This window comes from Escherichia sp. E3659 (genome assembly GCF_005781135.1).
GTDB lineage: Bacteria > Pseudomonadota > Gammaproteobacteria > Enterobacterales > Enterobacteriaceae > Escherichia.
Genome location: NZ_VATQ01000027.1, coordinates 198,264 through 221,981 on the forward strand (window position 1 = coordinate 198,264; position 23,718 = coordinate 221,981).

Here is a 23,718-nt window from a genome sequence, read left to right on the forward strand (position 1 = left end):
GGTTTTATAGAGATGAAGGCACGTTGCGGGGGAAGAGAAGAAAAGGCCGGACGACGATAGCGCCGCCCGGCATGAGCAATTAATGAGAGGTCAGGGTGTTGTGCTGACGGTGACGGCTGACAAAACCTAACAGGAAGCACATCACGAATACCACAGCGTACAGACCGTTTGCAGTGAGCAGTGCTGCCTGTGGACCGCTATGTTCAACAATCGGTCCGGTAACCACAAAGGTCAACATGGTGCCGATGGTCCCGCAGGTCAGGACAAAGTTAACCAGTTTTGGCGATGGTACTTTGGTCTGCTGTGAACCCAGGGTGATGATGGTGGTATAGATCGCGCTGGAGAAGAAGCCCAGGGCGAGAATTGACCACGCCATATGTGCCGGTGTTCCGGTGTTAAAGACATACATCAGAATCGCAGCCAGACCAGCCAGTACGGTCAGAATGCGTTGCAGATCAAAGAAGCGAAGAATAAAGCTGAATGCCCACATGCCAACCATGTACGACATCCAGAAGTTGCTTACCAGCGTACCTGCATCGTTCAGGCTCATGCCCAAACCTTTGGCATACTCCGGCACCCAGGAGATAAAACCTAACTGACCGAGGATGTAGCACAGTGCCGCAATGGAGAGAAACAGCACGCCGATCCCCCATTTTTCTTTCGCTACCGGAGCGTCAGTTTTTGGCGCATGTTTGCCCAGCGCCGGGAACTCACAGCCGAAGGTCAGAACAAAGATAGCGACGTAAACCAGTCCGATGCAGGCATAAACCCAGTACCACTCAATGCTGCGTGCCAGCAGATACGCGGCGATCATCGGGAAAATCATCCCGGCCATACTGAAGAAGGAGTCGGTAAATAACAGGCGGGAACCGCGCTGACGCCCTTCATACATTTGCGTTATCAGGAACGTACCAATCGACATGGTGATGCCGCTAACCACCCCGAGAATGAACATCGCCGCCGAGAACAGCGCCAGGCTGTGGCTGAACATCAAACCGGCAACCGCCAGCACCATCAGGAGAAAGCCAAAACGTAACTGCGTTTTCAACGGGACGATTTCCATCAGCCAGGCGTTGAGGAAGATGGAGATTAAAATGCCGGCGTTGAGGAAGGTGAAGGTATTACTCATACTGGAAACAGGCAGATTGAAATAATCGGCGATGTTTCCCATCACCATCCCGGTGACAATAACCAACGCACCGGTCAGTGCGTAGGAGAGAAAGCTAATCCATGTGAGCTTGATGCGATTGCTGTTAGTCATGATTGGCCTGCGTTAAAAGATAAAATGGCATAGTGGATATGCTGCGAGCGGGCGATTTTAGGTGATTTTGTGATCTGATTAAATATTTAATTGCAAACGGTTGCTAATTTGCAATGTTTAAAGTGATTCTCATCACGAAATATACGTGATCATCAGGTTACATATATTTCAAGTGCGTAAAATTAGGTAAAGGAATGGCCTTGTCATTGAAGGCTATTTAGAATCTCTCCACTTGCTTTTTTTCTGCTCTGTTAAGGAAATCTCATGTTCAAATCGACCCTGGCAGCTGTTGTAGCTGTTTTCGCTCTTTCTGCTCTCTCACCTGAAGCAATGGCAGCGAAAGGGGATCCGCACGTATTGTTAACAACCTCTGCTGGTAATATCGAACTGGAGCTGGATAGCCAGAAAGCGCCAGTATCAGTGCAAAATTTCGTCGATTATGTGAACAGCGGCTTTTATAACAACACCACTTTTCACCGGGTGATCCCGGGCTTTATGATTCAGGGTGGTGGATTTACCGAGCAGATGCAGCAGAAAAAACCGAATCCGCCGATCAAAAATGAGGCTGATAACGGTCTGCGTAACACCCGTGGCACCATCGCGATGGCGCGTACTGCCGACAAAGACAGCGCTACCAGCCAGTTCTTTATCAACGTTGCCGATAACGCCTTCCTCGACCACGGTCAGCGTGATTTTGGTTACGCGGTATTTGGTAAAGTGGTGAAAGGCATGGATGTTGCTGACAAGATTTCCCAGGTCCCAACCCATGATGTTGGCCCGTACCAGAATGTGCCGTCAAAACCGGTAGTTATCCTTTCCGCTAAAGTCCTGCCGTAAGGATTTCTCGCGCGGGTAATCTTGCCCGCGCCTCTGCTCTCCCGGCGTAACCTGGATTTGCCGCTTATACTTGTGGCAAACGGACACGTTCAGGGAGGCATCAAGTGAAGAAACTCACCGATAAGCAAAAGTCCCGTCTCTGGGAGCTTCAGCGTAATCGTAATTTCCAGGCCAGCCGCCGCCTTGAAGGCGTTGAGATGCCATTAGTCACTCTTACTGCCGCAGAGGCTTTAGCACGCATTGAAGAGCTGAGGAGGCATTATGAGCGATAAATTTGGCGAAGGGCGCGACCCGTATCTTTATCCTGGCCTTGATATCATGCGTAATCGACTGAACATTCGCCAGCAGCAGCGTCTGGAACAGGCCGCTTACGAAATGACGGCACTGCGTGCCGCGACCATTGAGCTTGGTCCACTGGTGCGCGGTTTACCGCATTTGCGTGCTATTCACCGCCAGCTGTATCAGGATATTTTCGACTGGGCAGGGCAACTGCGCGAAGTTGATATTTATCAGGGCGATACGCCGTTCTGCCACTTTGCCTATATCGAAAAAGAGGGCAATGCCCTGATGCAGGATCTGGAGGAAGAAGGTTATCTGGTTGGTCTTGAGAAAGCGAAGTTCGTCGAGCGGCTGGCGCACTACTATTGTGAAATTAACGTCCTGCATCCATTTCGTGCGGGAAGCGGCCTGGCACAGCGGATCTTCTTCGAGCAACTGGCGATTCATGCCGGCTATCAACTGAACTGGCAAGGTATTGGTGAAGAGGCCTGGAATCAGGCGAATCAGAATGGGGCAATGGGTGACCTTACGGCTCTGCAGACGATATTTAGCAAAGTGGTAAGCGAAGCCGGGGAATCTGAGTAAAATAGCGCGGTTCTTTCGTACCGGAGCCGCCATGATCCTGCTTATTGATAACTACGATTCTTTCACCTGGAACCTCTACCAGTACTTTTGTGAACTGGGGGCCGATGTGCTGGTTAAGCGCAACGATGCGTTGACACTGGTGGATATCGACGCCCTTAAACCACAAAAAATTGTCATATCACCCGGCCCCTGTACGCCAGATGAAGCCGGGATCTCCCTTGAAGTTATTCGCCACTATGCCGGACGCTTGCCGATTCTTGGCGTCTGCCTCGGTCATCAGGCGATGGCGCAGGCTTTTGGTGGCAAAGTTGTGCGTGCCGCAAAGGTCATGCACGGTAAAACCTCACCGATTACGCATAACGGCCAGGGCGTATTCCAGGGGCTGGCGAATCCACTCACCGTGACGCGCTACCATTCGCTGGTGGTGGAACCTGACTCATTGCCAGCGTGCTTTGACGTGACTGCCTGGAGCGAAACCGGGGAGATTATGGGGATTCGTCATCGCCAGTGGGATCTTGAAGGTGTGCAGTTCCATCCGGAAAGCATTCTCAGCGAGCAGGGGCATCAACTGCTGGCGAATTTCCTGCATCGCTGATTTCTGGTTGCTATCTAGTGATTTTTTATGCATATTTTGTGATTATAATTTCACATTGGTTTATGCGTAACAGGGTGATCATGAGATGGCAACTGAACAAGCAGCAATTACACGCGCGACTTTCGATGAAGTGATCCTGCCGATTTATGCACCGGCAGAGTTTATTCCGGTAAAAGGTCAGGGCAGCCGAGTCTGGGATCAGCAAGGCAAGGAGTATGTCGATTTCGCGGGTGGGATTGCGGTAACGGCGTTAGGCCATTGCCATCCGGCGCTGGTGGAAGCGTTAAAAACCCAGGGGGAAACCCTGTGGCATATCAGCAACGTTTTCACCAATGAACCGGCACTGCGTCTCGGGCGTAAACTGATTGAGACGACGTTTGCCGAACGCGTGGTGTTTATGAACTCCGGTACGGAAGCCAACGAAACCGCCTTTAAACTGGCGCGTCACTACGCCTGCGTGCGTCATAGTCCGTTCAAAACCAAAATCATCGCCTTCCATAACGCCTTTCATGGTCGCTCGTTGTTTACCGTTTCTGTGGGCGGGCAGCCGAAATATTCCGACGGCTTTGGGCCAAAACCGGCAGATATTATCCACGTGCCTTTTAATGATCTTCACGCAGTGAAAGCGGTGATGGATGACCATACCTGCGCGGTGGTGGTTGAGCCGATTCAGGGCGAGGGCGGCGTGACGGCGGCGACGCCAGCGTTTTTGCAGGGCTTGCGTGAGTTGTGCGATCAGCATCAGGCATTATTGGTGTTTGATGAAGTGCAGTGTGGAATGGGGCGGACTGGCGATCTGTTTGCTTATATGCACTACGGCGTGACGCCAGATATTTTGACCTCTGCGAAAGCCCTGGGCGGCGGCTTCCCGATTAGCGCCATGCTGACCACGGCGGAGATTGCTTCAGCGTTTCATCCTGGTTCTCACGGTTCCACCTACGGCGGTAATCCACTGGCCTGTGCAGTCGCGGGCGCGGCATTTGATATCATCAATACACCGGATGTGCTGGAAGGCATTCAGGTGAAACGTCAGCGTTTTGTTGACCATTTGCAGAAGATTGACCAGCAGTTTGATGTGTTTAGCGATATTCGCGGCATGGGGTTGTTGATTGGCGCGGAGCTGAAACCACAATACAAAGGTCAGGCGCGTGATTTCCTTTATGCGGGCGCAGAGGCTGGCGTAATGGTGCTGAACGCCGGGCCGGATGTGATGCGTTTTGCGCCGTCGCTGGTGGTGGAAGATGCGGATATCGATGAAGGGATGCAACGTTTCGCCCACGCGGTGGCGAAGGTGGTTGGGGCGTAAATAAGACGCGTCATCGTCGCATCAGGCAAAAGATGTCGGATGCGGCGTGAACGCCTTATCCGACCTACGGTTCGAGTGTATGCTTGTCGGCTGATAAGACGCGTCAGCGTCGCATCAGGCAAAAGATGTCGCTTCTGGCAATGAATTGATTACGCCTTCGAATCCCGCAACTTGCGACTCAACCAAATCCCGTGATGCGGTCGCTGACGCCACGCCATCGACGATATGGTGTGCATGGTATTCAGATGGCCAATAACCCGTTGTAAATGCTGTTCCAGGGTACCAGCCGCGCCTTCGTGCGGCAGCATCTCTGGCGCGTCTATGATATTGGCGTCACCAGACCCGCCCGGCTCGTCATATTCCAGCCGCTGTTGACAGCGTTGAATAGCGATTTCACAAGACTGCAAATACTCTTGCGCCAGCTCCTGTGGTAATGTCCGGTGTTCTCGCGCCAGCGTGGTCATGGCATTAATATGTTCAACAATAAACTGACTATGTGTTACCCACAGTTTCATGTCAGCCAGATAATGGCTGTTAAATGCGGGTTCCTGCATCGCTTGATTTAATGAGTTATACAGAGTGTTATGTGCCTGATTAACCCGCATTCGCTGCCAGGCCAGTGGTGTTGGTTGCGGATCTTTACTCAGGATCAGACGAATCGCTTCCTGGTAGGTTTCTAAAGCATCATGGGCGTTCTTACGCAATAACCCGCTCTGCCACTGCGGCCACAGCCATACCGTGCCACCGAAGGCAATCAAACAACCAATAATGGTATCGATAAGACGCGGAATGATGTATTGCTCGCCGTTCAGCCACAACAGTTGCAGGGTATACACCGCAGTAATGGTAAAGCCGACCGTTGCCCAGCCGTAGTTTTTGCGCAATATCAGGTAGCTGGCGAGGGTGGTAAACAGCATCAGCGTCAGGGTGTAACCTTCGGGAATTTTAAAGTGCAGCGCCACGCCCGCAATGATTAACCCGACCACGGTTCCCACGGAGCGATTCACAATCCTCAGACGGGTCGCGCCGTAACCATTTTGTGTCACCAGCAACACCGTCATCAGGATCCAATACGACTTCGGCAGATGCAGCGCGGTCCCCATCAAACTGGCGACGCTTAACATCACACTGAGTCGCCCGGCATTGCGCAGTGCCGGAGATTTCAATGAAAGATAACTTTTTAACGCCGGAAGTAATGGCATCCGCCGCTGTTTATCCGCCAGCAGATCGCGGGCATAGAGCGGTTTCTGGGTACGCAGCACACGAGCGATGCGGCTGAAGTGCCAGTAGCAGAATTGCCCAACAGGATTATCCGGGTGCTGACGGGCGATTTTCTCCAGTGCGCCAATTTGCTTCTCCATCGTAAAACGCGTCGGCAGGCGATGGTAAAGAATGTCATCAGCCAGCACGCGCAGCCGAGCGGCGACGGTTTGCGCATTCCAGCGGATAACTTCCTCCGCATGGCTACGCTCGACCAACTTTTGCACCTCTTCAGGTTGATGCAAACTGACCGAAATATGTTCCTGTAAATCCAGAGCTTCCTGGAAAATGCGCAACATCCGCTTGTAGTCAGTATTATTTTGCGCGGAAAGCATGTGCATTTGCTGATAGCACTGGGTAATTAAATCGACCGCTTTTTGCTGGCGTACCAGTAGTGGCGGGAGCGCTTTTTCGGGATCGGTGTGCTGAGTGAGCAGACTGTATTTGATTTCACAGTAATCAGCCAGTTCACGGTAGAGCAGACTAAGTGATTCGCGTAGGGGTTGTTCGCGCCAGATCCAGAACCAAAACCAATTAAACAGCCCGTACCAGAGTGTGCCTAACGCATAAATGAGCAATGGCTCCCATACCGGCATATATCCCGCCAGACTGAGGGTAAAAATGGCAGCCAGCAGCGATGCAGGAAGCAATTTTGCGTGTAATGGCCCAAGCTCGGCAGTGACGCCAAGTACCAGCGTTAACCCGGTCAGTAGAAAGGGCAGGGGGATATCTTTTTCCAACAGCAGCTGTGTCAATAAGCTACAGGTAGCAAACAGCGACGCGCCAATAATCAAGCGTTTGAAAAAACGTTTATGGGGGGTATCAAGCCCCGCAATATTGCAACAGGCAGGGACGAGTGAAAACAGCAGGCCGAGTCTTAATTCGCCAAACAACAGACCAACGGCCACGGGCAAACATAGCACCAGTGTTTGTCGTAGTGCATAGTTGATATCAGGATGATAAATCAGTCTGCGCCACATCGGTTTAAACAAAATGGCGCGCTACCAGGTAACGCGCCACTCCGATGGGGTTAACGGGTGCCGTAAACGACGATGGTTTTACCGTGTGCGGAGATCAGGTTCTGATCTTCCAGCATCTTCAGAATGCGCCCCACGGTTTCACGAGAACAGCCGACAATTTGACCAATTTCCTGACGGGTAATTTTAATTTGCATACCGTCCGGGTGAGTCATGGCATCCGGTTGTTTTGCCAGATTCAGCAGCGTCTGCGCGATGCGACCTGTAACGTCGAGGAAAGCGAGGTTGCCCACTTTCTCTGAAGTGACTTGCAGACGACGCGCCATCTGCGCGGAGAGACGCATCAGAATATCCGGGTTAACCTGAATTAATTGACGAAATTTTTTGTAGGAAATTTCAGCTACTTCACAGGCGGTTTTTGCACGTACCCATGCGCTACGTTCCTGGCCTTCTTCAAACAGGCCCAATTCGCCAATAAAATCACCCTGATTCAGATAGGAGAGGATCATTTCTTTACCCTCCTCGTCTTTGATCAGCACTGCCACAGAGCCTTTAACGATGTAGTACAGCGTTTCCGCTTTTTCACCCTGGTGAATAAGCGTGCTCTTGGATGGATACTTATGAATGTGGCAATGAGACAAGAACCATTCGAGAGTCGGGTCTGTTTGCGGTTTGCCAAGCACCATGCGCGGTTATCCTCTGTTATAAGCTTTCTCCAGAGCCAGAAAACGGCGCTGTCTCTGGGTTGCCGAAATGTGCTTCCCGCTACCTGGGAAGGGGCTATCAACTGAACTGCACGGTAATGTGACGTCCTTTACATACATGCAGTACATCAATGTATTACTGTAGCATCCTGACTGTTTTAGCATAGCTTTCGCTCTGTGTCTCCTGGTGTCTCGCTTCAGCATGACCCAGGTCGCCTTCCGTTGCGCGATTTGGTCAGTACGCGTACTCTGTCAGGAAAATTGACGCAATGGAGTTCCGATTATGCAAGCGCGTGTGAAGTGGGTTGAAGGGTTAACTTTTTTGGGCGAATCCGCCTCTGGTCACCAGATTTTAATGGATGGCAACTCCGGCGATAAAGCGCCCAGCCCGATGGAAATGGTGCTGATGGCGGCGGGTGGCTGTAGCGCCATTGATGTGGTTTCTATCCTGCAAAAAGGGCGTCAGGATGTGGTTGATTGTGAAGTAAAACTAACCTCTGAACGCCGCGAAGAGGCTCCGCGCCTGTTTACCCATATCAATTTGCATTTTATCGTCACCGGTCGCGACCTGAAGGACGCAGCGGTTGCGCGTGCGGTGGATCTCTCTGCTGAGAAATATTGTTCAGTGGCGCTGATGCTGGAAAAAGCCGTGAATATTACCCACTCGTATGAAGTGGTTGCCGCGTGATTTAACTATCCCGTTGTGACGCCGGATAGTATTTTATCCGGCTTATTAGCGACGCTACTCGATTTTCTTCCCTTCCATCAGTCGTTGCACCAGCGGCAGCATAATTAACTCCATTGCCAGACCCATTTTGCCGCCCGGCACCACTAATGTATTGATGTGGGAAATGAATGAGCCCTGCAACATCGCCAGTAGCCAGGGGAAATCGATCCCTTCCAGATTACGAAAATGGATCACCACAAAGCTTTCATCCAGCGATGGAATGCCTTTTGCCGCGAACGGGTTTGAAGTGTCGACGGTGGGAACGCGCTGGAAGTTAAGATGGGTGCGGGAAAACTGCGGCGTGATGTAGTTGATATAGTCTTCCATTGAACGCACTACAGAGTCCATCACTGCTTCTCGTGAGTGCCCGCGCTCGCTGGTGTCGCGGATCAGTTTTTGAATCCACTCAAGGTTAACGATAGGCACCACGCCAACCAGTAAGTCTACATGCTGCGCAACGTTATGCTGTGGCGTGACTACGCCGCCGTGTAAACCTTCATAAAACAGTACATCAGTGGGTTCCGGTAAAGGTTGCCAGGGGGTGAATGTCCCCGGTACCTGATTCCACGGTACGGCTTCGTCGTAGGTATGCAGATATTTGCGAGATTTCCCTTTGCCGCTCTGGCCGTATTCAATAAAGGTCTGTTCCAGCAGGCCGAAGTCGTTGGCTTCGGGACCGAAGTAGCTGATATGCCGCCCGGCGTCGCGCGCTTTGCGGATCGCCATGTCCATTTCCGGGCGGGTGTAGCGGTGAAAACTGTCGCCTTCCACCTCGGCGGCTTGCAGATTTAACTGGGCGAATATTTTACGAAACGCGAGGCTGGTGGTGGTGGTCCCCGCGCCGCTGGATCCTGTTACCGCAATGACCGGATGTTTGGCAGACATAGTAACTCCATGACTTAGCTATCATTATTATCTCGTCCGCCGACGGTTGCAGGTTATTCGCGAAACTGACTGCGCGGCATGATATTGACCGTCTCGTGCAGTTCCGACCAGACCAGTACCGCTTCTCCGCACTGTAGCTGGCGTTTGACGTCGGCGACTTTCTGTTCAAGCGTACGCTCTTGTTCACCATAATCGGTGCCTTCACGTAACACAAAGCTTTCAATTAAATTTTCCAGCGTTTCAGGGGAGATGTCTTGCCAGGGAATCAACATGATTTCGCCTCCAGATACGTTGTTAACCAGTCAGGAATGCGTGACTCCAGCCACATTTGCGGGTGAAGTAATGTACCGCCAATAAAACCAACATGACCCCCATGTTCGGTCAGTTGATACTCTACTTGCGGAGGAAGATTTTCCGGTTTCGGGATCACCTGATGATCCATAAACGGATCGTCTTTGGCGTGAATAATCAGCGTCGGTTTAGCGATCCGATTGAGCATCGGCATGGCGCTACACTGACGATAATAGTCGATAGCGTCGGCGTAGCCATGAATTCTGGCGGTGATCAGATCGTCAAATTCACGGATGCGACGTACCGATTTTAACTGCGCGAGATTAATCGGCAGCGTACCGGGGTAGGCCGCCAGCTTGCGCGCAGCATTGGCTTTTAGCAGGTTCAGCAAATAACGCTGATAAACGCGGGAAAAGCCCTTTTCCATATGGTAACTACAGGCTTCCAGCACAAATGGCGCGGAGACAATCACCGCCGCATCAATCGGGAGATCATTGCCTTCCTTTGCCAGCAAACAGGCCAGCATATTACCGCCTAGCGAATAGCCGACGGCAGCCGTTGGCGCATGGCCAAATTCGCGTTGCAGCCAGCGTAAAAACCAACTGGCATCTTCGGTTTCGCCCGAATGGTAAATGCGGTGCATGCGGTTAGGTTCACCGCTGCATCCGCGAAAATGCATCACCACACCCAGCCAGCCGCGCTTTTTCGCCGCATCAACCAGGCCGTGGGCGTAAGGGCTATTGAGGCTGCCTTCGAGCCCGTGAAACACCACTAAACGCGGTTTATGTCTCGCCTGTGCAGGATCTTCACTCCACGCGAGATCGACAAAATCACCGTCGGGCAACTCCAGCCGCTGCCAGTGCGGAGTAAATTTCACCTGACGACGAAACAGACGCGGCAGCATGGTTTGTAGATGGCAATTGCTGAAACCGCGCATAGGGATGAATTCAGCACTGCTACTGAATTCATTGGCATCGGTCGTCGTTATCTGCGCCATCAGTTGCTTTGGCCTTCCAGCAGCATCTGCTCAAGCTGCTCCTGGGCTTCCAGCCATGCCATTTCGCACTCTTCCAGGCCGGATTTGGCGCTGGCTTGCTGTTGCAGGCAGGCGGTCAGCTCCGCTTTACGGCTCTGGTCGTACAGTTCGCTGTCGCCCAGCTTCTCTTCCGCCTGCGCCAGTTGCGCATTCAGCTTCTCCATCTCTTTTTCCAGACGGGCGATCTCTTTACGCAGTGGCTGGGTTTGCGCACGCAGCTCCGCTTCCCGACGCTTCTGATCTTTACGTGCCTGGGCGCTGTTCGCGTTCTCTTTTGGCGCGTCGTCGGCCTGGTTTTCCTGCTTTTGTACGTCGCTCAACCACTGTTGATAATCTTCCAGATCGCCGTCGAACGGTTCGACTTTACGATCGTGAACCAGATAGAGATCGTCAGTGGTGGAACGCAGCAAATGACGGTCGTGCGAAACGACAACCAGCGCGCCTTCAAACTCGATCAACGCTTCAGTCAGTGCCTGACGCATGTCGAGGTCAAGGTGGTTGGTCGGTTCGTCGAGCAGCAGCAGATTCGGACGCTGCCAGACAATTAATGCCAGCACCAGGCGGGCTTTTTCACCACCGGAAAATCGGCGCGTTTCTTCCGTCACTTTATCGCCCTGGAAACCAAAGCCGCCGAGATAGTCACGCAGTTTTTGCTCCAGCTCCTGCGGCGCTAAACGTGCCAGATGTTGAATAGGCGATTCGTCGGCGCGCAGGTATTCAAGTTGATGCTGGGCGAAGTAGCCGAGCTTGATCCCTTTCGCCAGACCAATTTCACCGCTGACTGGCGCAAGTTCACCGGCTAACAGTTTGATTAATGTCGATTTACCCGCGCCGTTGCGGCCTAACAGACCAATGCGCGAGCCGGGGACCAGATTCAGTTTAATCGAGTCGAGAATAATGCGATCGCCATAGCCTGCGCTGACTTTTTCCATCTTCAGTAACGGATTTGGCAGGCTTTCCGGCGCGCGGAAGCTAAAGCGGAACGGGTTGTCGACGTGCGCCGGGGCAATCAGCTCCATACGCTCGAGCATCTTAATGCGGCTCTGGGCCTGCTTCGCTTTGGTGGCTTTGGCACGGAAACGGTCGATATAACTTTGCAGATGCGCTACGCGTTCCTGCTGGCTTTCATACATCGCTTGTTGCTGCGCCAGACGGGTGGCGCGCTGTACTTCAAACGAACTGTAGTTACCGGTGTACTCGAACATGCTTTGTTGTTCGATATGAATAATTTTATCCACTATCGGATCGAGGAAGTCGCGGTCGTGAGAGATCAGGATCAGCGTGCCCTGATAGCTCTTCAGCCATTTTTCCAGCCAGATAACGGCATCGAGATCGAGGTGGTTAGTCGGTTCGTCGAGCAGCAGCAAGTCTGAACGGCAAATCAGCGCCTGGGCAAGGTTAAGACGCATACGCCAGCCACCGGAGAAATCACTCACCGGGCGCTCCAGTTGTTCATTGCTGAAACCGAGGCCGTGCAGCAGGCTGGCGGCACGGGAACGAATACTCCATGCGTCAATAGCATCCAGCTTGCCATGAATGGTCGCAATGGCGTGCCCGTCGTTACGTTCGTTGGCGTCGTGTAGCTGCGCTTCCAGTTGACGATATTCACGGTCGCCGTCAATGACATATTCCAGCGCCGCTTGCGGTAACGCCGGCGTTTCCTGATTCACCCACGCCAGTTGCCAGCTTCCCGGAAAGGTGTAGCTGCCGCCGTCGGCGCTGATTTCATTTTTCAGCAATGCCAGCAGGGTAGATTTACCACAGCCGTTTTTACCCACCAGGCCGACTTTCTGCCCAGGGTTGATGGTGGCGGTGGCATTATCCAGCAGGACGCGCACGCCGCGACGAATTTGTAACGAGGAGAAAACAATCATAAGGCGCCGTATGTTCAGACTATGTTAACTTATCATTATGATAATGTAATGTATGGGCGAGCTGCCGCACCGGGCGCAATGGTAGCCCAAAACAGCGACTATACACAAAAACCATACCGGGAGGGGGATGATGTCTCAGTCAGCGAAAGTTTTGCTGCTGTATGCCCATCCGGAATCTCAGGACTCGGTGGCAAACCGGGTACTGCTTAAACCGGCCACGCAGCTCAGCAATGTTACCGTGCACGACCTTTACGCGCACTATCCCGATTTTTTTATTGATATCCCCCGTGAGCAGGCATTACTGCGCGAGCACGAGGTGATTGTCTTTCAGCATCCTCTTTATACCTATAGCTGCCCGGCGCTACTGAAAGAGTGGCTGGACCGGGTATTAAGTCGTGGTTTTGCCAGCGGGCCGGGGGGAAACCAACTGGCGGGAAAGTACTGGCGTAGCGTGATTACCACCGGCGAGCCGGAAAGTGCTTACCGTTATGACGCATTGAATCGCTACCCGATGAGCGATGTTCTGCGCCCCTTTGAACTGGCGGCGGGCATGTGCCGGATGCATTGGTTAAGCCCCATCATTATTTACTGGGCGAGACGGCAAAGCGCACAGGAGCTGGCGAGCCACGCCAGAGCCTACGGTGACTGGCTGGCAAATCCGCTGTCTCCAGGAGGCCGCTGATGGAAGGTTCCGATTTTTTACTCGCAGGAGTGCTGTTTCTCTTCGCGGCGGTGGTTGCGGTGCCGCTGGCATCGCGGCTGGGTATTGGCGCTGTGTTGGGATATTTGCTGGCAGGGATTGCAATTGGCCCGTGGGGGCTGGGGTTTATTAGCGACGTCGATGAGATCCTCCACTTTTCGGAGCTCGGCGTGGTATTCCTGATGTTTATCATCGGCCTGGAGTTGAATCCTTCCAAACTTTGGCAATTGCGACGCTCGATTTTTGGCGTAGGCGCGGCACAGGTGCTGTTAAGCGCGGCGTTGCTGGCGGGATTATTGATGCTGACGGATTTCGCCTGGCAGGCGGCGGTGGTCGGTGGCATTGGCCTTGCGATGTCTTCAACTGCAATGGCGTTGCAATTGATGCGTGAGAAAGGGATGAATCGCAGCGAATCCGGGCAGTTAGGTTTCTCGGTACTGCTGTTTCAGGATCTGGCGGTGATCCCGGCACTGGCGTTAGTGCCGTTGTTGGCGGGGTCGGCAGATGAACATTTCGACTGGATGAAGATCGGTATGAAGGTGCTGGCGTTTGTCGGCATGCTGATTGGCGGGCGCTATTTACTGCGTCCGGTATTCCGTTTTATTGCAGCTTCTGGCGTGCGGGAAGTGTTCACCGCCGCGACGCTGCTGCTGGTGTTGGGTTCCGCATTGTTTATGGATGCGCTGGGGCTGTCGATGGCGCTCGGTACGTTTATTGCGGGCGTGCTGCTGGCGGAAAGTGAATATCGCCATGAACTGGAAACGGCTATCGATCCCTTCAAAGGCTTGCTGCTCGGTTTGTTCTTTATCTCTGTCGGCATGTCGCTCAATCTCGGGGTGCTTTATACCCATCTGTTGTGGGTAGTGATAAGCGTGGTTGTGCTGGTGGCGGTGAAAATTCTCGTGCTGTATCTGCTGGCGCGATTGTATGGCGTGCGTAGCTCAGAGCGGATGCAGTTTGCTGGCGTGTTGAGTCAGGGCGGTGAGTTTGCCTTTGTGCTCTTTTCTACCGCTTCTTCACAACGCTTATTCCAGGGCGACCAGATGGCGCTGTTGCTGGTGACGGTGACGCTTTCCATGATGACCACGCCGTTGCTGATGAAGCTGGTGGATAAATGGCTATCCCGCCAGTTTAACGGACCGGAAGAAGAAGACGAAAAACCGTGGGTCAACGATGATAAACCCCAGGTCATTGTCGTGGGCTTCGGGCGTTTTGGTCAGGTGATTGGTCGTTTGCTGATGGCAAATAAAATGCGCATTACCGTGCTGGAGCGGGATATCAGCGCCGTTAACCTGATGCGTAAATACGGCTACAAAGTTTATTACGGCGACGCCACGCAGGTAGATCTTTTACGTTCTGCGGGTGCAGAGGCCGCTGAGTCTATCGTCATTACCTGTAACGAGCCGGAAGACACCATGAAGCTGGTGGAAATATGCCAGCAGCACTTCCCGCATTTGCATATTCTTGCGCGAGCGCGCGGACGTGTGGAAGCGCATGAGTTATTACAGGCCGGGGTGACGCAGTTTTCCCGTGAGACATTCTCCAGTGCATTAGAGCTGGGGCGCAAAACGCTGGTCACGCTTGGCATGCATCCGCATCAGGCGCAGCGCGCGCAACTGCATTTTCGCCGCCTGGATATGCGAATGCTGCGGGAGTTAATCCCGATGCATGCTGATACCGTACAAATTTCTCGCGCCAGGGAAGCCCGACGCGAACTGGAAGAGATTTTCCAGCGTGAGATGCAACAAGAACGACGCCAGCTGGACGGCTGGGATGAATTTGAGTAGAGGGTAAAGATGGCAATCCGAAAACGTTTTATTGCGGGCGCAAAATGCCCGGCCTGTCAGGCGCAAGATTCCATGGCGATGTGGCGCGAAAATAATATTGATATTGTTGAATGCGTTAAGTGCGGACACCAGATGCGAGAAGCAGACAAAGAAGCCCGCGATCACGTTCGCAAAGATGAGCAAGTGATCGGGATTTTTCATCCGGACTAGCGATATGCGCCGAGTTTTTTTAAGCTAGTGAGTACACGGCTGCAGAATTCCGCTACAATCTGCGCCACTATTCTTCCCATGCTCAGGAGATATCATGAAAGTAGCAAAAGACCTGGTGGTCAGCCTGGCCTATCAGGTACGTACAGAAGACGGTGTGTTGGTTGATGAGTCTCCGGTGAGTGCGCCGCTGGACTATCTGCATGGTCACGGTTCCCTGATCTCTGGCCTGGAAACAGCGCTGGAAGGTCATGAAGTTGGCGACAAATTTGATGTCGCTGTTGGCGCGAACGACGCTTACGGTCAGTACGACGAAAACCTGGTGCAGCGCGTTCCTAAAGACGTATTTATGGGCGTTGATGAACTGCAGGTAGGTATGCGTTTCCTGGCTGAAACCGACCAGGGTCCAGTACCGGTTGAAATCACTGCGGTTGAAGACGATCACGTTGTGGTTGACGGTAACCACATGCTGGCTGGTCAGAATCTGAAATTCAACGTTGAAGTTGTGGCGATTCGCGAAGCGACTGAAGAAGAACTGGCTCATGGTCACGTTCACGGTGCGCACGATCATCACCACGATCACGACCACGACGGTTGCTGCGGCGGTCATGGCCACGATCACGGTCATGAACACGGTGGCGAAGGCTGCTGTGGCGGTAAAGGTAACGGCGGTTGCGGTTGCCACTAATACCGAAAAAGTGACAAAAAAGCGGGGAATCCCCGCTTTTTTTACGCCTCAATAATGTGGCGGTGGCGTTTCTTCAGCCTGCGACGCGATGTTCGACGGCTGGCTGGCTTTTAACTTCTCGGTCAGCAGACGCAGATGATCGCGCAGTTTCGCCATCTCCATTTCATGAGCGGTCACCGTGACGTTCAGTTCTTCAATGGTGATTTCCTGAAAAGCCAGCCGGCTCTCCAGTTCTGCCAGGCGTGCTTCCAAAGTTAAATCCTGCATGATTCACCTCTTTTGTCGAATGGTCGCTGCGGATTCTACTTAACTTTGCTGCCCGAGACAGCACTCATTTCGCAGTCATCGAAACTAATTTAAACAAAAAGAGTCTGAAAATAGATGATAATAGGGCGTATCTGTATGTAGATTTGTTCGACAACGTTTTATAGTACCTTTCTGATAATAGTTAACCCAGGGGTGAGATGCCCCGATCCTGGAGATATGGATGAAATCACTGTTTAAAGTAACGCTGCTGGCGACCACAATGGCCGTTGCCCTGCATGCACCAATCACTTTTGCTGCCGAAGCGGCGAAACCAACTGCAACTGCTGACAGCAAAGCAGCGTTCAAAAATGACGATCAGAAATCAGCTTACGCGCTGGGTGCTTCGCTCGGTCGTTACATGGACAATTCTCTGAAAGAACAAGAAAAGCTGGGCATCAAACTGGATAAAGATCAGCTAATCGCGGGTGTTCAGGATGCATTTGCGGATAAAAGCAAACTCTCCGATCAAGAGATCGAACAGACTCTGCAAGCGTTTGAAGCACGCGTGAAGTCCTCCGCTCAGGCGAAGATGGAAAAAGATGCTGCTGATAACGAAGCGAAAGGTAAAGAGTACCGCGAGAAATTTGCCAAAGAGAAAGGTGTAAAAACCTCTTCAACTGGCCTGGTTTATCAGGTAGTGGAAGCCGGTAAAGGTGAAGCACCGAAAGACAGCGATACTGTAGTAGTGAACTACAAAGGTACGCTGATCGACGGTAAAGAGTTCGATAACTCATACACCCGTGGTGAACCGCTCTCGTTCCGTCTGGACGGCGTGATCCCTGGCTGGACTGAAGGTCTGAAGAACATCAAGAAAGGCGGTAAGATCAAACTGGTTATTCCACCAGAGCTGGCTTACGGCAAAGCGGGCGTTCCGGGAATCCCACCGAACTCTACTCTGGTATTTGACGTAGAACTGCTGGATGTGAAACCAGCACCGAAGGCTGATACGAAGCCAGAAGCAGATGCTAAAGCAGCAGATTCTGCTAAAAAATAAGCATTAAAAACCGCCGCCTGACCAGGCGGCGGTTTTTTTATTGCAGGCCGGATATAATTAGTGCTGGAAAGCGGAACCTCCGCTGTATTAATTTAATTACCCGCATCATTAATGAGCCTGCCCTGAAAAGTTAACGACAGGCTCCTGAAAAGGAGTGTTTTTTTTCATGTCCAGGTCGCTTTTAACCAACGAAACCAGTGAGTTGGATTTACTGGATCAACGTCCTTTCGACCAGACCGATTTTGATATTCTGAAATCCTACGAAGCGGTGGTGGACGGGTTAGCGATGCTCATTGGTTCCCACTGTGAAATCGTTTTGCACTCTTTGCAGGATTTAAAATGTTCAGCCATTCGTATTGCCAACGGCGAACATACAGGCCGGAAGATTGGCTCGCCAATTACCGATCTGGCACTGCGTATGCTGCACGACATGACGGGAGCGGATAGCAGCGTTTCTAAATGCTACTTTACTCGCGCCAAAAGCGGCGTATTAATGAAGTCCCTGACCATCGCGATTCGTAACCGCGAACAGCGTGTAATTGGTCTGCTGTGCATCAATATGAATCTTGATGTTCCCTTCTCGCAGATTATGAGCACTTTTGTGCCGCCAGAAACCCCGGACGTCGGTTCAAGTGTCAACTTTGCGTCTTCGGTTGAAGATCTGGTTACCCAAACACTGGAGTTCACCATTGAAGAAGTGAACGCCGATCGTAATGTTTCTAATAACGCCAAAAATCGTCAAATCGTCTTGAATCTTTACGAGAAAGGCATTTTCGATATCAAAGATGCGATCAACCAGGTTGCTGATCGTCTCAACATCTCCAAACATACTGTTTATCTCTATATCCGTCAGTTCAAGAGCGGTGATTTCCAGGGGCAAGATAAGTAATGCGTTTTGCCATCGTGGTGACCGGGCCAGCATACGGAACGCAACAGGCGAGTAGTGCTTTTCAGTTTGCACAGGCGCTGATAGCAGAAGGCTATGAGTTGAGTAGCGTCTTTTTCTACCGGGAAGGGGTCTATAACGCTAACCAGTTAACTTCTCCGGCAAGTGACGAATTTGACCTTGTGCGCGGCTGGCAACAGTTGAACGCGCAACATGGTGTGGCGCTGAATATCTGCGTGGCGGCAGCGTTACGCCGCGGTATCGTCGATGAAACTGAAGCTGGAAGACTGGGGCTGGCCTCGTCAAACCTTCAGCCGGGATTTACCTTAAGCGGACTTGGCGCTCTGGCAGAAGCCTCGCTAACCTGTGACAGGGTGGTACAGTTCTGATGAAACGAATAGCGTTTGTCTTTTCTACTGCGCCTCATGGCACCGCGGCTGGTCGCGAGGGATTAGATGCTTTACTCGCAACTTCCGCTTTAACTGACGATCTCGCCGTCTTCTTTATCGCCGATGGCGTTTTTCAGCTTCTGCCAGGACAAAAGCCCGATGCGGTGCTGGCGCGTGATTACATTGCCACTTTTAAATTGCTGGGTCTGTATGACATTGAACAGTGCTGGGTTTGTGCGGCTTCTCTGCGCGAACGAGGGTTAGATCCGCAGACACCCTTTGTTGTCGAAGCCACGCCGCTCGAAGCAGATGCCTTACGCCGCGAACTCGCCAACTACGATGTTATTTTGAAATTTTGAGGCGTACATGTTGCACACATTACATCGCTCTCCCTGGCTGACAGATTTTCCTGCGCTGCTGCGTCTGCTCAGTGAGGGCGACGAACTGCTGTTATTACAGGATGGCGTAACTGCCGCAGTTGACGGCAACCGCTACCTTGAAAGTCTGCGTAATGCCCCCATTAAGGTTTATGCCCTGAACGAAGACCTCATTGCCCGCGGTTTGACTGCTCAAATTTCGAACGATATCATCCCGATTGACTATACTGATTTCGTCAGACTTACGGTTAAGCACACCAGCCAGATGGCCTGGTGACGGCGGGATCGTTGTATATTTCTTGACACCTTTTCGACACCGCCCTAAAATTCGGCGTCCTCATATTGTGTGAGGACGTTTTATTACGTGTTTACGAAGCAAAAGCTAAAACCAGGAGCTATTTAATGGCAACAGTTAACCAGCTGGTACGCAAACCACGTGCTCGCAAAGTTGCGAAAAGCAACGTGCCTGCGCTGGAAGCATGCCCGCAAAAACGTGGCGTATGTACCCGTGTATATACTACCACCCCTAAAAAACCGAACTCCGCACTGCGTAAAGTATGCCGTGTTCGTCTGACTAACGGTTTCGAAGTGACTTCCTACATTGGTGGTGAAGGTCACAACCTGCAGGAGCACTCCGTGATCCTGATCCGTGGCGGTCGTGTTAAAGACCTCCCGGGTGTTCGTTACCACACCGTACGTGGTGCGCTTGACTGCTCCGGCGTTAAAGACCGTAAGCAGGCTCGTTCCAAGTATGGCGTGAAGCGTCCTAAGGCTTAATGGTTCTCCGTTAAGTAAGGCCAAACGTTTTAACTTAAATGTCAAACTAAACTCGTAGAGTTTTGGACAATCCTGAATTAACAACGGAGTATTTCCATGCCACGTCGTCGCGTCATTGGTCAGCGTAAAATTCTTCCGGATCCGAAGTTCGGATCAGAACTGCTGGCTAAATTTGTAAATATCCTGATGGTAGATGGTAAAAAATCTACTGCCGAATCTATCGTATACAGCGCGCTGGAGACCCTGGCTCAGCGCTCTGGTAAATCTGAACTGGAAGCATTCGAAGTAGCTCTCGAAAACGTGCGCCCGACTGTAGAAGTTAAGTCTCGCCGCGTTGGTGGTTCTACTTATCAGGTACCAGTTGAAGTCCGTCCGGTTCGTCGTAATGCTCTGGCAATGCGTTGGATCGTTGAAGCTGCTCGTAAACGCGGTGATAAATCCATGGCTCTGCGCCTGGCGAACGAACTTTCCGATGCTGCAGAAAACAAAGGTACTGCAGTTAAGAAACGTGAAGACGTTCACCGTATGGCCGAAGCCAACAAGGCGTTCGCACACTACCGTTGGTAATCCCTTCGGAGTTTTAGTCACCAGGCGGGCGCTTCCAGTAAGCAGCCCGCTTTGGGCTACTTAAATTGAACGCCTAAAAGATAAACGAGGAAACAAATGGCTCGTACAACACCCATCGCACGCTACCGTAACATCGGTATCAGTGCGCACATCGACGCCGGTAAAACCACTACTACCGAACGTATTCTGTTCTACACCGGTGTAAACCATAAAATCGGTGAAGTTCATGACGGCGCTGCAACCATGGACTGGATGGAGCAGGAGCAGGAACGTGGTATTACCATCACTTCCGCTGCAACTACTGCATTCTGGTCTGGTATGGCTAAGCAGTATGAGCCGCATCGCATCAACATCATCGACACCCCGGGGCACGTTGACTTCACAATCGAAGTAGAACGTTCCATGCGTGTTCTCGATGGTGCGGTAATGGTTTACTGCGCAGTTGGTGGTGTTCAGCCGCAGTCTGAAACCGTATGGCGTCAGGCAAACAAATATAAAGTTCCGCGCATTGCGTTCGTTAACAAAATGGACCGCATGGGTGCGAACTTCCTGAAAGTTGTTAACCAGATCAAAACCCGTCTGGGCGCGAACCCGGTTCCGCTGCAGCTGGCGATTGGTGCTGAAGAACATTTCACCGGTGTTGTTGACCTGGTGAAAATGAAAGCTATCAACTGGAACGACGCTGACCAGGGCGTAACCTTCGAATACGAAGATATCCCGGCAGACATGGTTGAACTGGCTAACGAATGGCACCAGAACCTGATCGAATCCGCAGCTGAAGCTTCTGAAGAGCTGATGGAAAAATACCTGGGTGGTGAAGAACTGACTGAAGCAGAAATCAAAGGTGCTCTGCGTCAGCGCGTTCTGAACAACGAAATCATCCTGGTAACCTGTGGTTCTGCGTTCAAGAACAAAGGTGTTCAGGCGATGCTGGATGCGGTAATTGATTACCTGCCATCCCCGGTTGATGTACCTGCGATCAACGGTATCCTGGACGACGGTAAAGACACTCCGGCTGAACGTCACGCAAGTGATGACGAGCCGTTCTCTGCACTGGCGTTCAAAATCGCTACCGACCCGTTTGTTGGTAACCTGACCTTCTTCCGTGTTTACTCCGGTGTGGTTAACTCTGGTGATACCGTACTGAACTCCGTGAAAGCTGCACGTGAGCGTTTCGGTCGTATCGTTCAGATGCACGCTAACAAACGTGAAGAGATCAAAGAAGTTCGCGCGGGCGACATCGCTGCTGCAATCGGTCTGAAAGACGTAACCACTGGTGACACCCTGTGTGACCCGGATGCGCCGATCATTCTGGAACGTATGGAATTCCCTGAGCCGGTAATCTCCATCGCAGTTGAACCGAAAACCAAAGCTGACCAGGAAAAAATGGGTCTGGCTCTGGGCCGTCTGGCTAAAGAAGACCCGTCTTTCCGTGTATGGACTGACGAAGAATCTAACCAGACCATCATCGCGGGTATGGGCGAACTGCACCTCGACATCATCGTTGACCGTATGAAGCGTGAATTCAACGTTGAAGCGAACGTAGGTAAACCGCAGGTTGCTTACCGTGAAACTATCCGCCAGAAAGTTACCGATGTTGAAGGTAAACACGCGAAACAGTCTGGTGGTCGTGGTCAGTATGGTCATGTTGTTATCGACATGTACCCGCTGGAGCCGGGTTCAAACCCGAAAGGCTACGAGTTCATCAACGACATTAAAGGTGGTGTAATCCCTGGCGAATACATCCCGGCCGTTGATAAAGGTATCCAGGAACAGCTGAAAGCAGGTCCGCTGGCAGGCTACCCGGTAGTAGACATGGGTGTTCGTCTGCACTTCGGTTCTTACCATGACGTTGACTCCTCTGAACTGGCGTTTAAACTGGCTGCTTCTATCGCCTTTAAAGAAGGCTTTAAGAAAGCGAAACCAGTTCTGCTTGAGCCGATCATGAAGGTTGAAGTAGAAACTCCAGAAGAGAACACCGGTGACGTTATCGGTGACTTGAGCCGTCGTCGTGGTATGCTCAAAGGTCAGGAATCTGAAGTTACTGGCGTTAAGATCCACGCTGAAGTACCGCTGTCTGAAATGTTCGGATACGCAACTCAGCTGCGTTCTCTGACCAAAGGTCGTGCATCATACACCATGGAATTCCTGAAGTATGATGAAGCGCCGAGTAACGTTGCTCAGGCCGTAATTGAAGCCCGTGGTAAATAAGCCTAAGGGTTAATACCAAAGTCCCGTGCTCTCTCCTGAAGGGGAGAGCACTATAGTAAGGAATATAGCCGTGTCTAAAGAAAAATTTGAACGTACAAAACCGCACGTTAACGTTGGTACTATCGGCCACGTTGACCACGGTAAAACTACTCTGACCGCTGCAATCACCACCGTACTGGCTAAAACCTACGGCGGTGCTGCTCGTGCATTCGACCAGATCGATAACGCGCCGGAAGAAAAAGCTCGTGGTATCACCATCAACACTTCTCACGTTGAATATGACACCCCGACCCGTCACTACGCACACGTAGACTGCCCGGGGCACGCCGACTATGTTAAAAACATGATCACTGGTGCTGCTCAGATGGACGGCGCGATCCTGGTAGTTGCTGCGACTGACGGCCCGATGCCGCAGACTCGTGAGCACATCCTGCTGGGTCGTCAGGTAGGCGTTCCGTACATCATCGTGTTCCTGAACAAATGTGACATGGTTGATGACGAAGAGCTGCTGGAACTGGTTGAAATGGAAGTTCGTGAACTTCTGTCTCAGTACGACTTCCCGGGCGACGACACTCCGATCGTTCGTGGTTCTGCTCTGAAAGCGCTGGAAGGCGACGCAGAGTGGGAAGCGAAAATCCTGGAGCTGGCTGGCTTCCTGGATTCTTACATTCCGGAACCAGAGCGTGCGATTGACAAGCCGTTCCTGCTGCCGATCGAAGACGTATTCTCCATCTCCGGTCGTGGTACCGTTGTTACCGGTCGTGTAGAACGCGGTATCATCAAAGTTGGTGAAGAAGTTGAAATCGTTGGTATCAAAGAGACTCAGAAGTCTACCTGTACTGGCGTTGAAATGTTCCGCAAACTGCTGGACGAAGGCCGTGCTGGTGAGAACGTAGGTGTTCTGCTGCGTGGTATCAAACGTGAAGAAATCGAACGTGGTCAGGTACTGGCTAAGCCGGGCACCATCAAGCCGCACACCAAGTTCGAATCTGAAGTGTACATTCTGTCCAAAGATGAAGGCGGCCGTCATACTCCGTTCTTCAAAGGCTACCGTCCGCAGTTCTACTTCCGTACTACTGACGTGACTGGTACCATCGAACTGCCGGAAGGCGTAGAGATGGTAATGCCGGGCGACAACATCAAAATGGTTGTTACCCTGATCCACCCGATCGCGATGGACGACGGTCTGCGTTTCGCAATCCGTGAAGGCGG

General features: G+C 52.0%; 27 protein-coding genes. 19 read left to right on the forward strand and 8 right to left on the reverse strand.

Going from position 1 to position 23,718, the window contains the following annotated elements:
* Positions 1-79 precede the first annotated feature (79 nt).
* The gene (gene tsgA / locus FEK47_RS18660; RefSeq protein ID WP_138183317.1) at positions 80-1,261 is read right to left on the reverse strand and encodes an MFS transporter TsgA; all 1,182 of its coding nucleotides are present in this window, start codon (positions 1,259-1,261) and stop codon (positions 80-82) included.
* Positions 1,262-1,525: 264 nt separating this feature from the next.
* On the opposite strand from tsgA, the gene ppiA reads away from it, so the two are divergent.
* The 5 genes from ppiA to argD all read left to right on the forward strand — a co-directional run bounded on the left by ppiA (position 1,526) and on the right by argD (position 4,863).
* Positions 1,526-2,098: a peptidylprolyl isomerase A gene (gene ppiA / locus FEK47_RS18665; RefSeq protein WP_064527557.1), complete on the forward strand. Its 573-nt coding sequence runs from the start codon at positions 1,526-1,528 to the stop codon at positions 2,096-2,098.
* 104 nt (positions 2,099-2,202) lie between these two features.
* The gene (locus FEK47_RS18670) at positions 2,203-2,370 is read left to right on the forward strand and encodes a YhfG family protein (RefSeq protein ID WP_130221404.1); all 168 of its coding nucleotides are present in this window, start codon (positions 2,203-2,205) and stop codon (positions 2,368-2,370) included.
* Positions 2,360-2,962, forward strand: a complete 603-nt coding sequence (locus FEK47_RS18675) for a putative adenosine monophosphate-protein transferase Fic (RefSeq protein WP_135487154.1) — start codon at positions 2,360-2,362, stop codon at positions 2,960-2,962. Before FEK47_RS18670 ends, FEK47_RS18675 begins: the two co-directional genes overlap by 11 nt.
* Before the next feature lie 31 nt (positions 2,963-2,993).
* The gene (gene pabA / locus FEK47_RS18680) at positions 2,994-3,557 is read left to right on the forward strand and encodes an aminodeoxychorismate synthase component 2 (RefSeq protein WP_135405527.1); all 564 of its coding nucleotides are present in this window, start codon (positions 2,994-2,996) and stop codon (positions 3,555-3,557) included.
* Positions 3,558-3,642: 85 nt separating this feature from the next.
* Positions 3,643-4,863: a bifunctional acetylornithine/succinyldiaminopimelate transaminase gene (gene argD, locus FEK47_RS18685; RefSeq protein WP_135487155.1), complete on the forward strand. Its 1,221-nt coding sequence runs from the start codon at positions 3,643-3,645 to the stop codon at positions 4,861-4,863.
* A gap of 149 nt (positions 4,864-5,012) precedes the next feature.
* Here argD and FEK47_RS18690 read toward each other — a convergent pair whose 3' ends face one another.
* Both FEK47_RS18690 and crp read right to left on the reverse strand, forming a co-directional pair.
* Complete coding sequence (locus FEK47_RS18690) at positions 5,013-7,103, reverse strand: YccS/YhfK family putative transporter (RefSeq protein WP_130217850.1); 2,091 nt, start codon at positions 7,101-7,103, stop codon at positions 5,013-5,015.
* Positions 7,104-7,153: 50 nt separating this feature from the next.
* A complete protein-coding gene (crp, locus tag FEK47_RS18695) occupies positions 7,154-7,786 on the reverse strand; it encodes a cAMP-activated global transcriptional regulator CRP (RefSeq protein WP_000242755.1) in 633 nt (210 codons plus the stop codon).
* A gap of 301 nt (positions 7,787-8,087) precedes the next feature.
* On the opposite strand from crp, the gene FEK47_RS18700 reads away from it, so the two are divergent.
* Positions 8,088-8,492, forward strand: coding sequence for an OsmC family protein (locus tag FEK47_RS18700; RefSeq protein ID WP_001148908.1), 405 nt, complete (start codon positions 8,088-8,090; stop codon positions 8,490-8,492).
* A gap of 54 nt (positions 8,493-8,546) precedes the next feature.
* On the opposite strand, the gene FEK47_RS18705 is transcribed toward FEK47_RS18700, so the two are convergent.
* Genes FEK47_RS18705 through FEK47_RS18720 form a run of 4 tightly spaced genes read right to left on the reverse strand, consistent with a single transcriptional unit; the run spans position 8,547 to position 12,617 of the window.
* The gene (locus FEK47_RS18705) at positions 8,547-9,416 is read right to left on the reverse strand and encodes a phosphoribulokinase (protein ID WP_130208927.1); all 870 of its coding nucleotides are present in this window, start codon (positions 9,414-9,416) and stop codon (positions 8,547-8,549) included.
* 53 nt (positions 9,417-9,469) lie between these two features.
* Complete coding sequence (locus FEK47_RS18710) at positions 9,470-9,688, reverse strand: YheU family protein (protein ID WP_064527543.1); 219 nt, start codon at positions 9,686-9,688, stop codon at positions 9,470-9,472.
* Positions 9,682-10,704: a hydrolase gene (locus FEK47_RS18715; protein WP_130258679.1), complete on the reverse strand. Its 1,023-nt coding sequence runs from the start codon at positions 10,702-10,704 to the stop codon at positions 9,682-9,684. The genes FEK47_RS18710 and FEK47_RS18715 overlap by 7 nt, the downstream gene beginning before the upstream one ends.
* The gene (locus tag FEK47_RS18720; protein WP_042002854.1) at positions 10,704-12,617 is read right to left on the reverse strand and encodes an ABC transporter ATP-binding protein; all 1,914 of its coding nucleotides are present in this window, start codon (positions 12,615-12,617) and stop codon (positions 10,704-10,706) included. Before FEK47_RS18720 ends, FEK47_RS18715 begins: the two co-directional genes overlap by 1 nt.
* Positions 12,618-12,747: 130 nt before the next feature.
* Between FEK47_RS18720 and kefG the strand changes: the two genes are divergently transcribed.
* The 4 genes from kefG (at position 12,748) to slyD (ending at position 15,999) form a co-directional block, all read left to right on the forward strand.
* Positions 12,748-13,299 carry a glutathione-regulated potassium-efflux system ancillary protein KefG gene (gene kefG, locus FEK47_RS18725; RefSeq protein ID WP_052891973.1) on the forward strand — a complete coding sequence of 184 codons (552 nt, stop codon included), beginning with the start codon at positions 12,748-12,750 and terminating at the stop codon, positions 13,297-13,299.
* Positions 13,299-15,104, forward strand: coding sequence for a glutathione-regulated potassium-efflux system protein KefB (gene kefB, locus FEK47_RS18730; protein WP_102420805.1), 1,806 nt, complete (start codon positions 13,299-13,301; stop codon positions 15,102-15,104). Before kefG ends, kefB begins: the two co-directional genes overlap by 1 nt.
* Positions 15,105-15,113: 9 nt before the next feature.
* Complete coding sequence (locus FEK47_RS18735; RefSeq protein WP_001007730.1) at positions 15,114-15,314, forward strand: YheV family putative zinc ribbon protein; 201 nt, start codon at positions 15,114-15,116, stop codon at positions 15,312-15,314.
* A 94-nt stretch (positions 15,315-15,408) separates the two neighbouring features.
* A complete protein-coding gene (gene slyD, locus FEK47_RS18740; RefSeq protein ID WP_000861334.1) occupies positions 15,409-15,999 on the forward strand; it encodes a peptidylprolyl isomerase in 591 nt (196 codons plus the stop codon).
* 48 nt (positions 16,000-16,047) lie between these two features.
* Here slyD and FEK47_RS18745 read toward each other — a convergent pair whose 3' ends face one another.
* A complete protein-coding gene (locus FEK47_RS18745; protein WP_064527535.1) occupies positions 16,048-16,266 on the reverse strand; it encodes a protein SlyX in 219 nt (72 codons plus the stop codon).
* A gap of 220 nt (positions 16,267-16,486) precedes the next feature.
* On the opposite strand from FEK47_RS18745, the gene fkpA reads away from it, so the two are divergent.
* From fkpA to tuf, 9 genes are all read left to right on the forward strand, one after another.
* Positions 16,487-17,299 (forward strand): FKBP-type peptidyl-prolyl cis-trans isomerase, encoded by an 813-nt coding sequence (fkpA, locus tag FEK47_RS18750; RefSeq protein WP_130208921.1) that lies wholly within the window; start codon positions 16,487-16,489, stop codon positions 17,297-17,299.
* Positions 17,300-17,465: 166 nt separating this feature from the next.
* Positions 17,466-18,188 (forward strand): transcriptional regulator, encoded by a 723-nt coding sequence (locus tag FEK47_RS18755; RefSeq protein WP_000091466.1) that lies wholly within the window; start codon positions 17,466-17,468, stop codon positions 18,186-18,188.
* Positions 18,188-18,574, forward strand: a complete 387-nt coding sequence (tusD, locus tag FEK47_RS18760; protein WP_135487156.1) for a sulfurtransferase complex subunit TusD — start codon at positions 18,188-18,190, stop codon at positions 18,572-18,574. Before FEK47_RS18755 ends, tusD begins: the two co-directional genes overlap by 1 nt.
* Positions 18,574-18,933, forward strand: coding sequence for a sulfurtransferase complex subunit TusC (gene tusC / locus FEK47_RS18765; RefSeq protein ID WP_130208919.1), 360 nt, complete (start codon positions 18,574-18,576; stop codon positions 18,931-18,933). Before tusD ends, tusC begins: the two co-directional genes overlap by 1 nt.
* Before the next feature lie 7 nt (positions 18,934-18,940).
* Positions 18,941-19,228 carry a sulfurtransferase complex subunit TusB gene (gene tusB, locus FEK47_RS18770; RefSeq protein WP_130217612.1) on the forward strand — a complete coding sequence of 96 codons (288 nt, stop codon included), beginning with the start codon at positions 18,941-18,943 and terminating at the stop codon, positions 19,226-19,228.
* A 125-nt stretch (positions 19,229-19,353) separates the two neighbouring features.
* Positions 19,354-19,728 (forward strand): 30S ribosomal protein S12, encoded by a 375-nt coding sequence (rpsL, locus tag FEK47_RS18775; RefSeq protein WP_000246815.1) that lies wholly within the window; start codon positions 19,354-19,356, stop codon positions 19,726-19,728.
* Positions 19,729-19,824: 96 nt separating this feature from the next.
* Positions 19,825-20,295 carry a 30S ribosomal protein S7 gene (gene rpsG / locus FEK47_RS18780; RefSeq protein ID WP_001138043.1) on the forward strand — a complete coding sequence of 157 codons (471 nt, stop codon included), beginning with the start codon at positions 19,825-19,827 and terminating at the stop codon, positions 20,293-20,295.
* 96 nt (positions 20,296-20,391) lie between these two features.
* A complete protein-coding gene (gene fusA / locus FEK47_RS18785) occupies positions 20,392-22,506 on the forward strand; it encodes an elongation factor G (protein WP_000124701.1) in 2,115 nt (704 codons plus the stop codon).
* A 70-nt stretch (positions 22,507-22,576) separates the two neighbouring features.
* On the forward strand, positions 22,577-23,718 hold a 1,142-nt coding region (gene tuf, locus FEK47_RS18790), incomplete at its 3' end, for an elongation factor Tu (RefSeq protein ID WP_001533644.1).

Excerpts from the sequence above, each read along its gene's own strand:
- kefB (WP_102420805.1), top strand. The coding sequence starts at position 13,299 with ATGGAAGGTTCCGATTTTTTACTCGCAGGAGTGCTGTTTCTCTTCGCG.
- FEK47_RS18720 (WP_042002854.1), bottom strand. The coding sequence starts at position 12,617 with ATGATTGTTTTCTCCTCGTTACAAATTCGTCGCGGCGTGCGCGTCCTG.
- FEK47_RS18735 (WP_001007730.1), top strand. The coding sequence starts at position 15,114 with ATGGCAATCCGAAAACGTTTTATTGCGGGCGCAAAATGCCCGGCCTGT.
- FEK47_RS18710 (WP_064527543.1), bottom strand. The coding sequence starts at position 9,688 with ATGTTGATTCCCTGGCAAGACATCTCCCCTGAAACGCTGGAAAATTTA.
- rpsG (WP_001138043.1), top strand. The coding sequence starts at position 19,825 with ATGCCACGTCGTCGCGTCATTGGTCAGCGTAAAATTCTTCCGGATCCG.
- tusB (WP_130217612.1), top strand. The coding sequence starts at position 18,941 with ATGTTGCACACATTACATCGCTCTCCCTGGCTGACAGATTTTCCTGCG.
- slyD (WP_000861334.1), top strand. The coding sequence starts at position 15,409 with ATGAAAGTAGCAAAAGACCTGGTGGTCAGCCTGGCCTATCAGGTACGT.
- pabA (WP_135405527.1), top strand. The coding sequence starts at position 2,994 with ATGATCCTGCTTATTGATAACTACGATTCTTTCACCTGGAACCTCTAC.
- tsgA (WP_138183317.1), bottom strand. The coding sequence starts at position 1,261 with ATGACTAACAGCAATCGCATCAAGCTCACATGGATTAGCTTTCTCTCC.
- fusA (WP_000124701.1), top strand. The coding sequence starts at position 20,392 with ATGGCTCGTACAACACCCATCGCACGCTACCGTAACATCGGTATCAGT.
- tusD (WP_135487156.1), top strand. The coding sequence starts at position 18,188 with ATGCGTTTTGCCATCGTGGTGACCGGGCCAGCATACGGAACGCAACAG.
- tusC (WP_130208919.1), top strand. The coding sequence starts at position 18,574 with ATGAAACGAATAGCGTTTGTCTTTTCTACTGCGCCTCATGGCACCGCG.
- kefG (WP_052891973.1), top strand. The coding sequence starts at position 12,748 with ATGTCTCAGTCAGCGAAAGTTTTGCTGCTGTATGCCCATCCGGAATCT.
- FEK47_RS18745 (WP_064527535.1), bottom strand. The coding sequence starts at position 16,266 with ATGCAGGATTTAACTTTGGAAGCACGCCTGGCAGAACTGGAGAGCCGG.
- fkpA (WP_130208921.1), top strand. The coding sequence starts at position 16,487 with ATGAAATCACTGTTTAAAGTAACGCTGCTGGCGACCACAATGGCCGTT.
- FEK47_RS18690 (WP_130217850.1), bottom strand. The coding sequence starts at position 7,103 with ATGTGGCGCAGACTGATTTATCATCCTGATATCAACTATGCACTACGA.
- FEK47_RS18675 (WP_135487154.1), top strand. The coding sequence starts at position 2,360 with ATGAGCGATAAATTTGGCGAAGGGCGCGACCCGTATCTTTATCCTGGC.
- FEK47_RS18705 (WP_130208927.1), bottom strand. The coding sequence starts at position 9,416 with ATGTCTGCCAAACATCCGGTCATTGCGGTAACAGGATCCAGCGGCGCG.
- ppiA (WP_064527557.1), top strand. The coding sequence starts at position 1,526 with ATGTTCAAATCGACCCTGGCAGCTGTTGTAGCTGTTTTCGCTCTTTCT.
- rpsL (WP_000246815.1), top strand. The coding sequence starts at position 19,354 with ATGGCAACAGTTAACCAGCTGGTACGCAAACCACGTGCTCGCAAAGTT.
- FEK47_RS18715 (WP_130258679.1), bottom strand. The coding sequence starts at position 10,704 with ATGGCGCAGATAACGACGACCGATGCCAATGAATTCAGTAGCAGTGCT.
- crp (WP_000242755.1), bottom strand. The coding sequence starts at position 7,786 with ATGGTGCTTGGCAAACCGCAAACAGACCCGACTCTCGAATGGTTCTTG.
- FEK47_RS18755 (WP_000091466.1), top strand. The coding sequence starts at position 17,466 with ATGTCCAGGTCGCTTTTAACCAACGAAACCAGTGAGTTGGATTTACTG.
- argD (WP_135487155.1), top strand. The coding sequence starts at position 3,643 with ATGGCAACTGAACAAGCAGCAATTACACGCGCGACTTTCGATGAAGTG.
- FEK47_RS18700 (WP_001148908.1), top strand. The coding sequence starts at position 8,088 with ATGCAAGCGCGTGTGAAGTGGGTTGAAGGGTTAACTTTTTTGGGCGAA.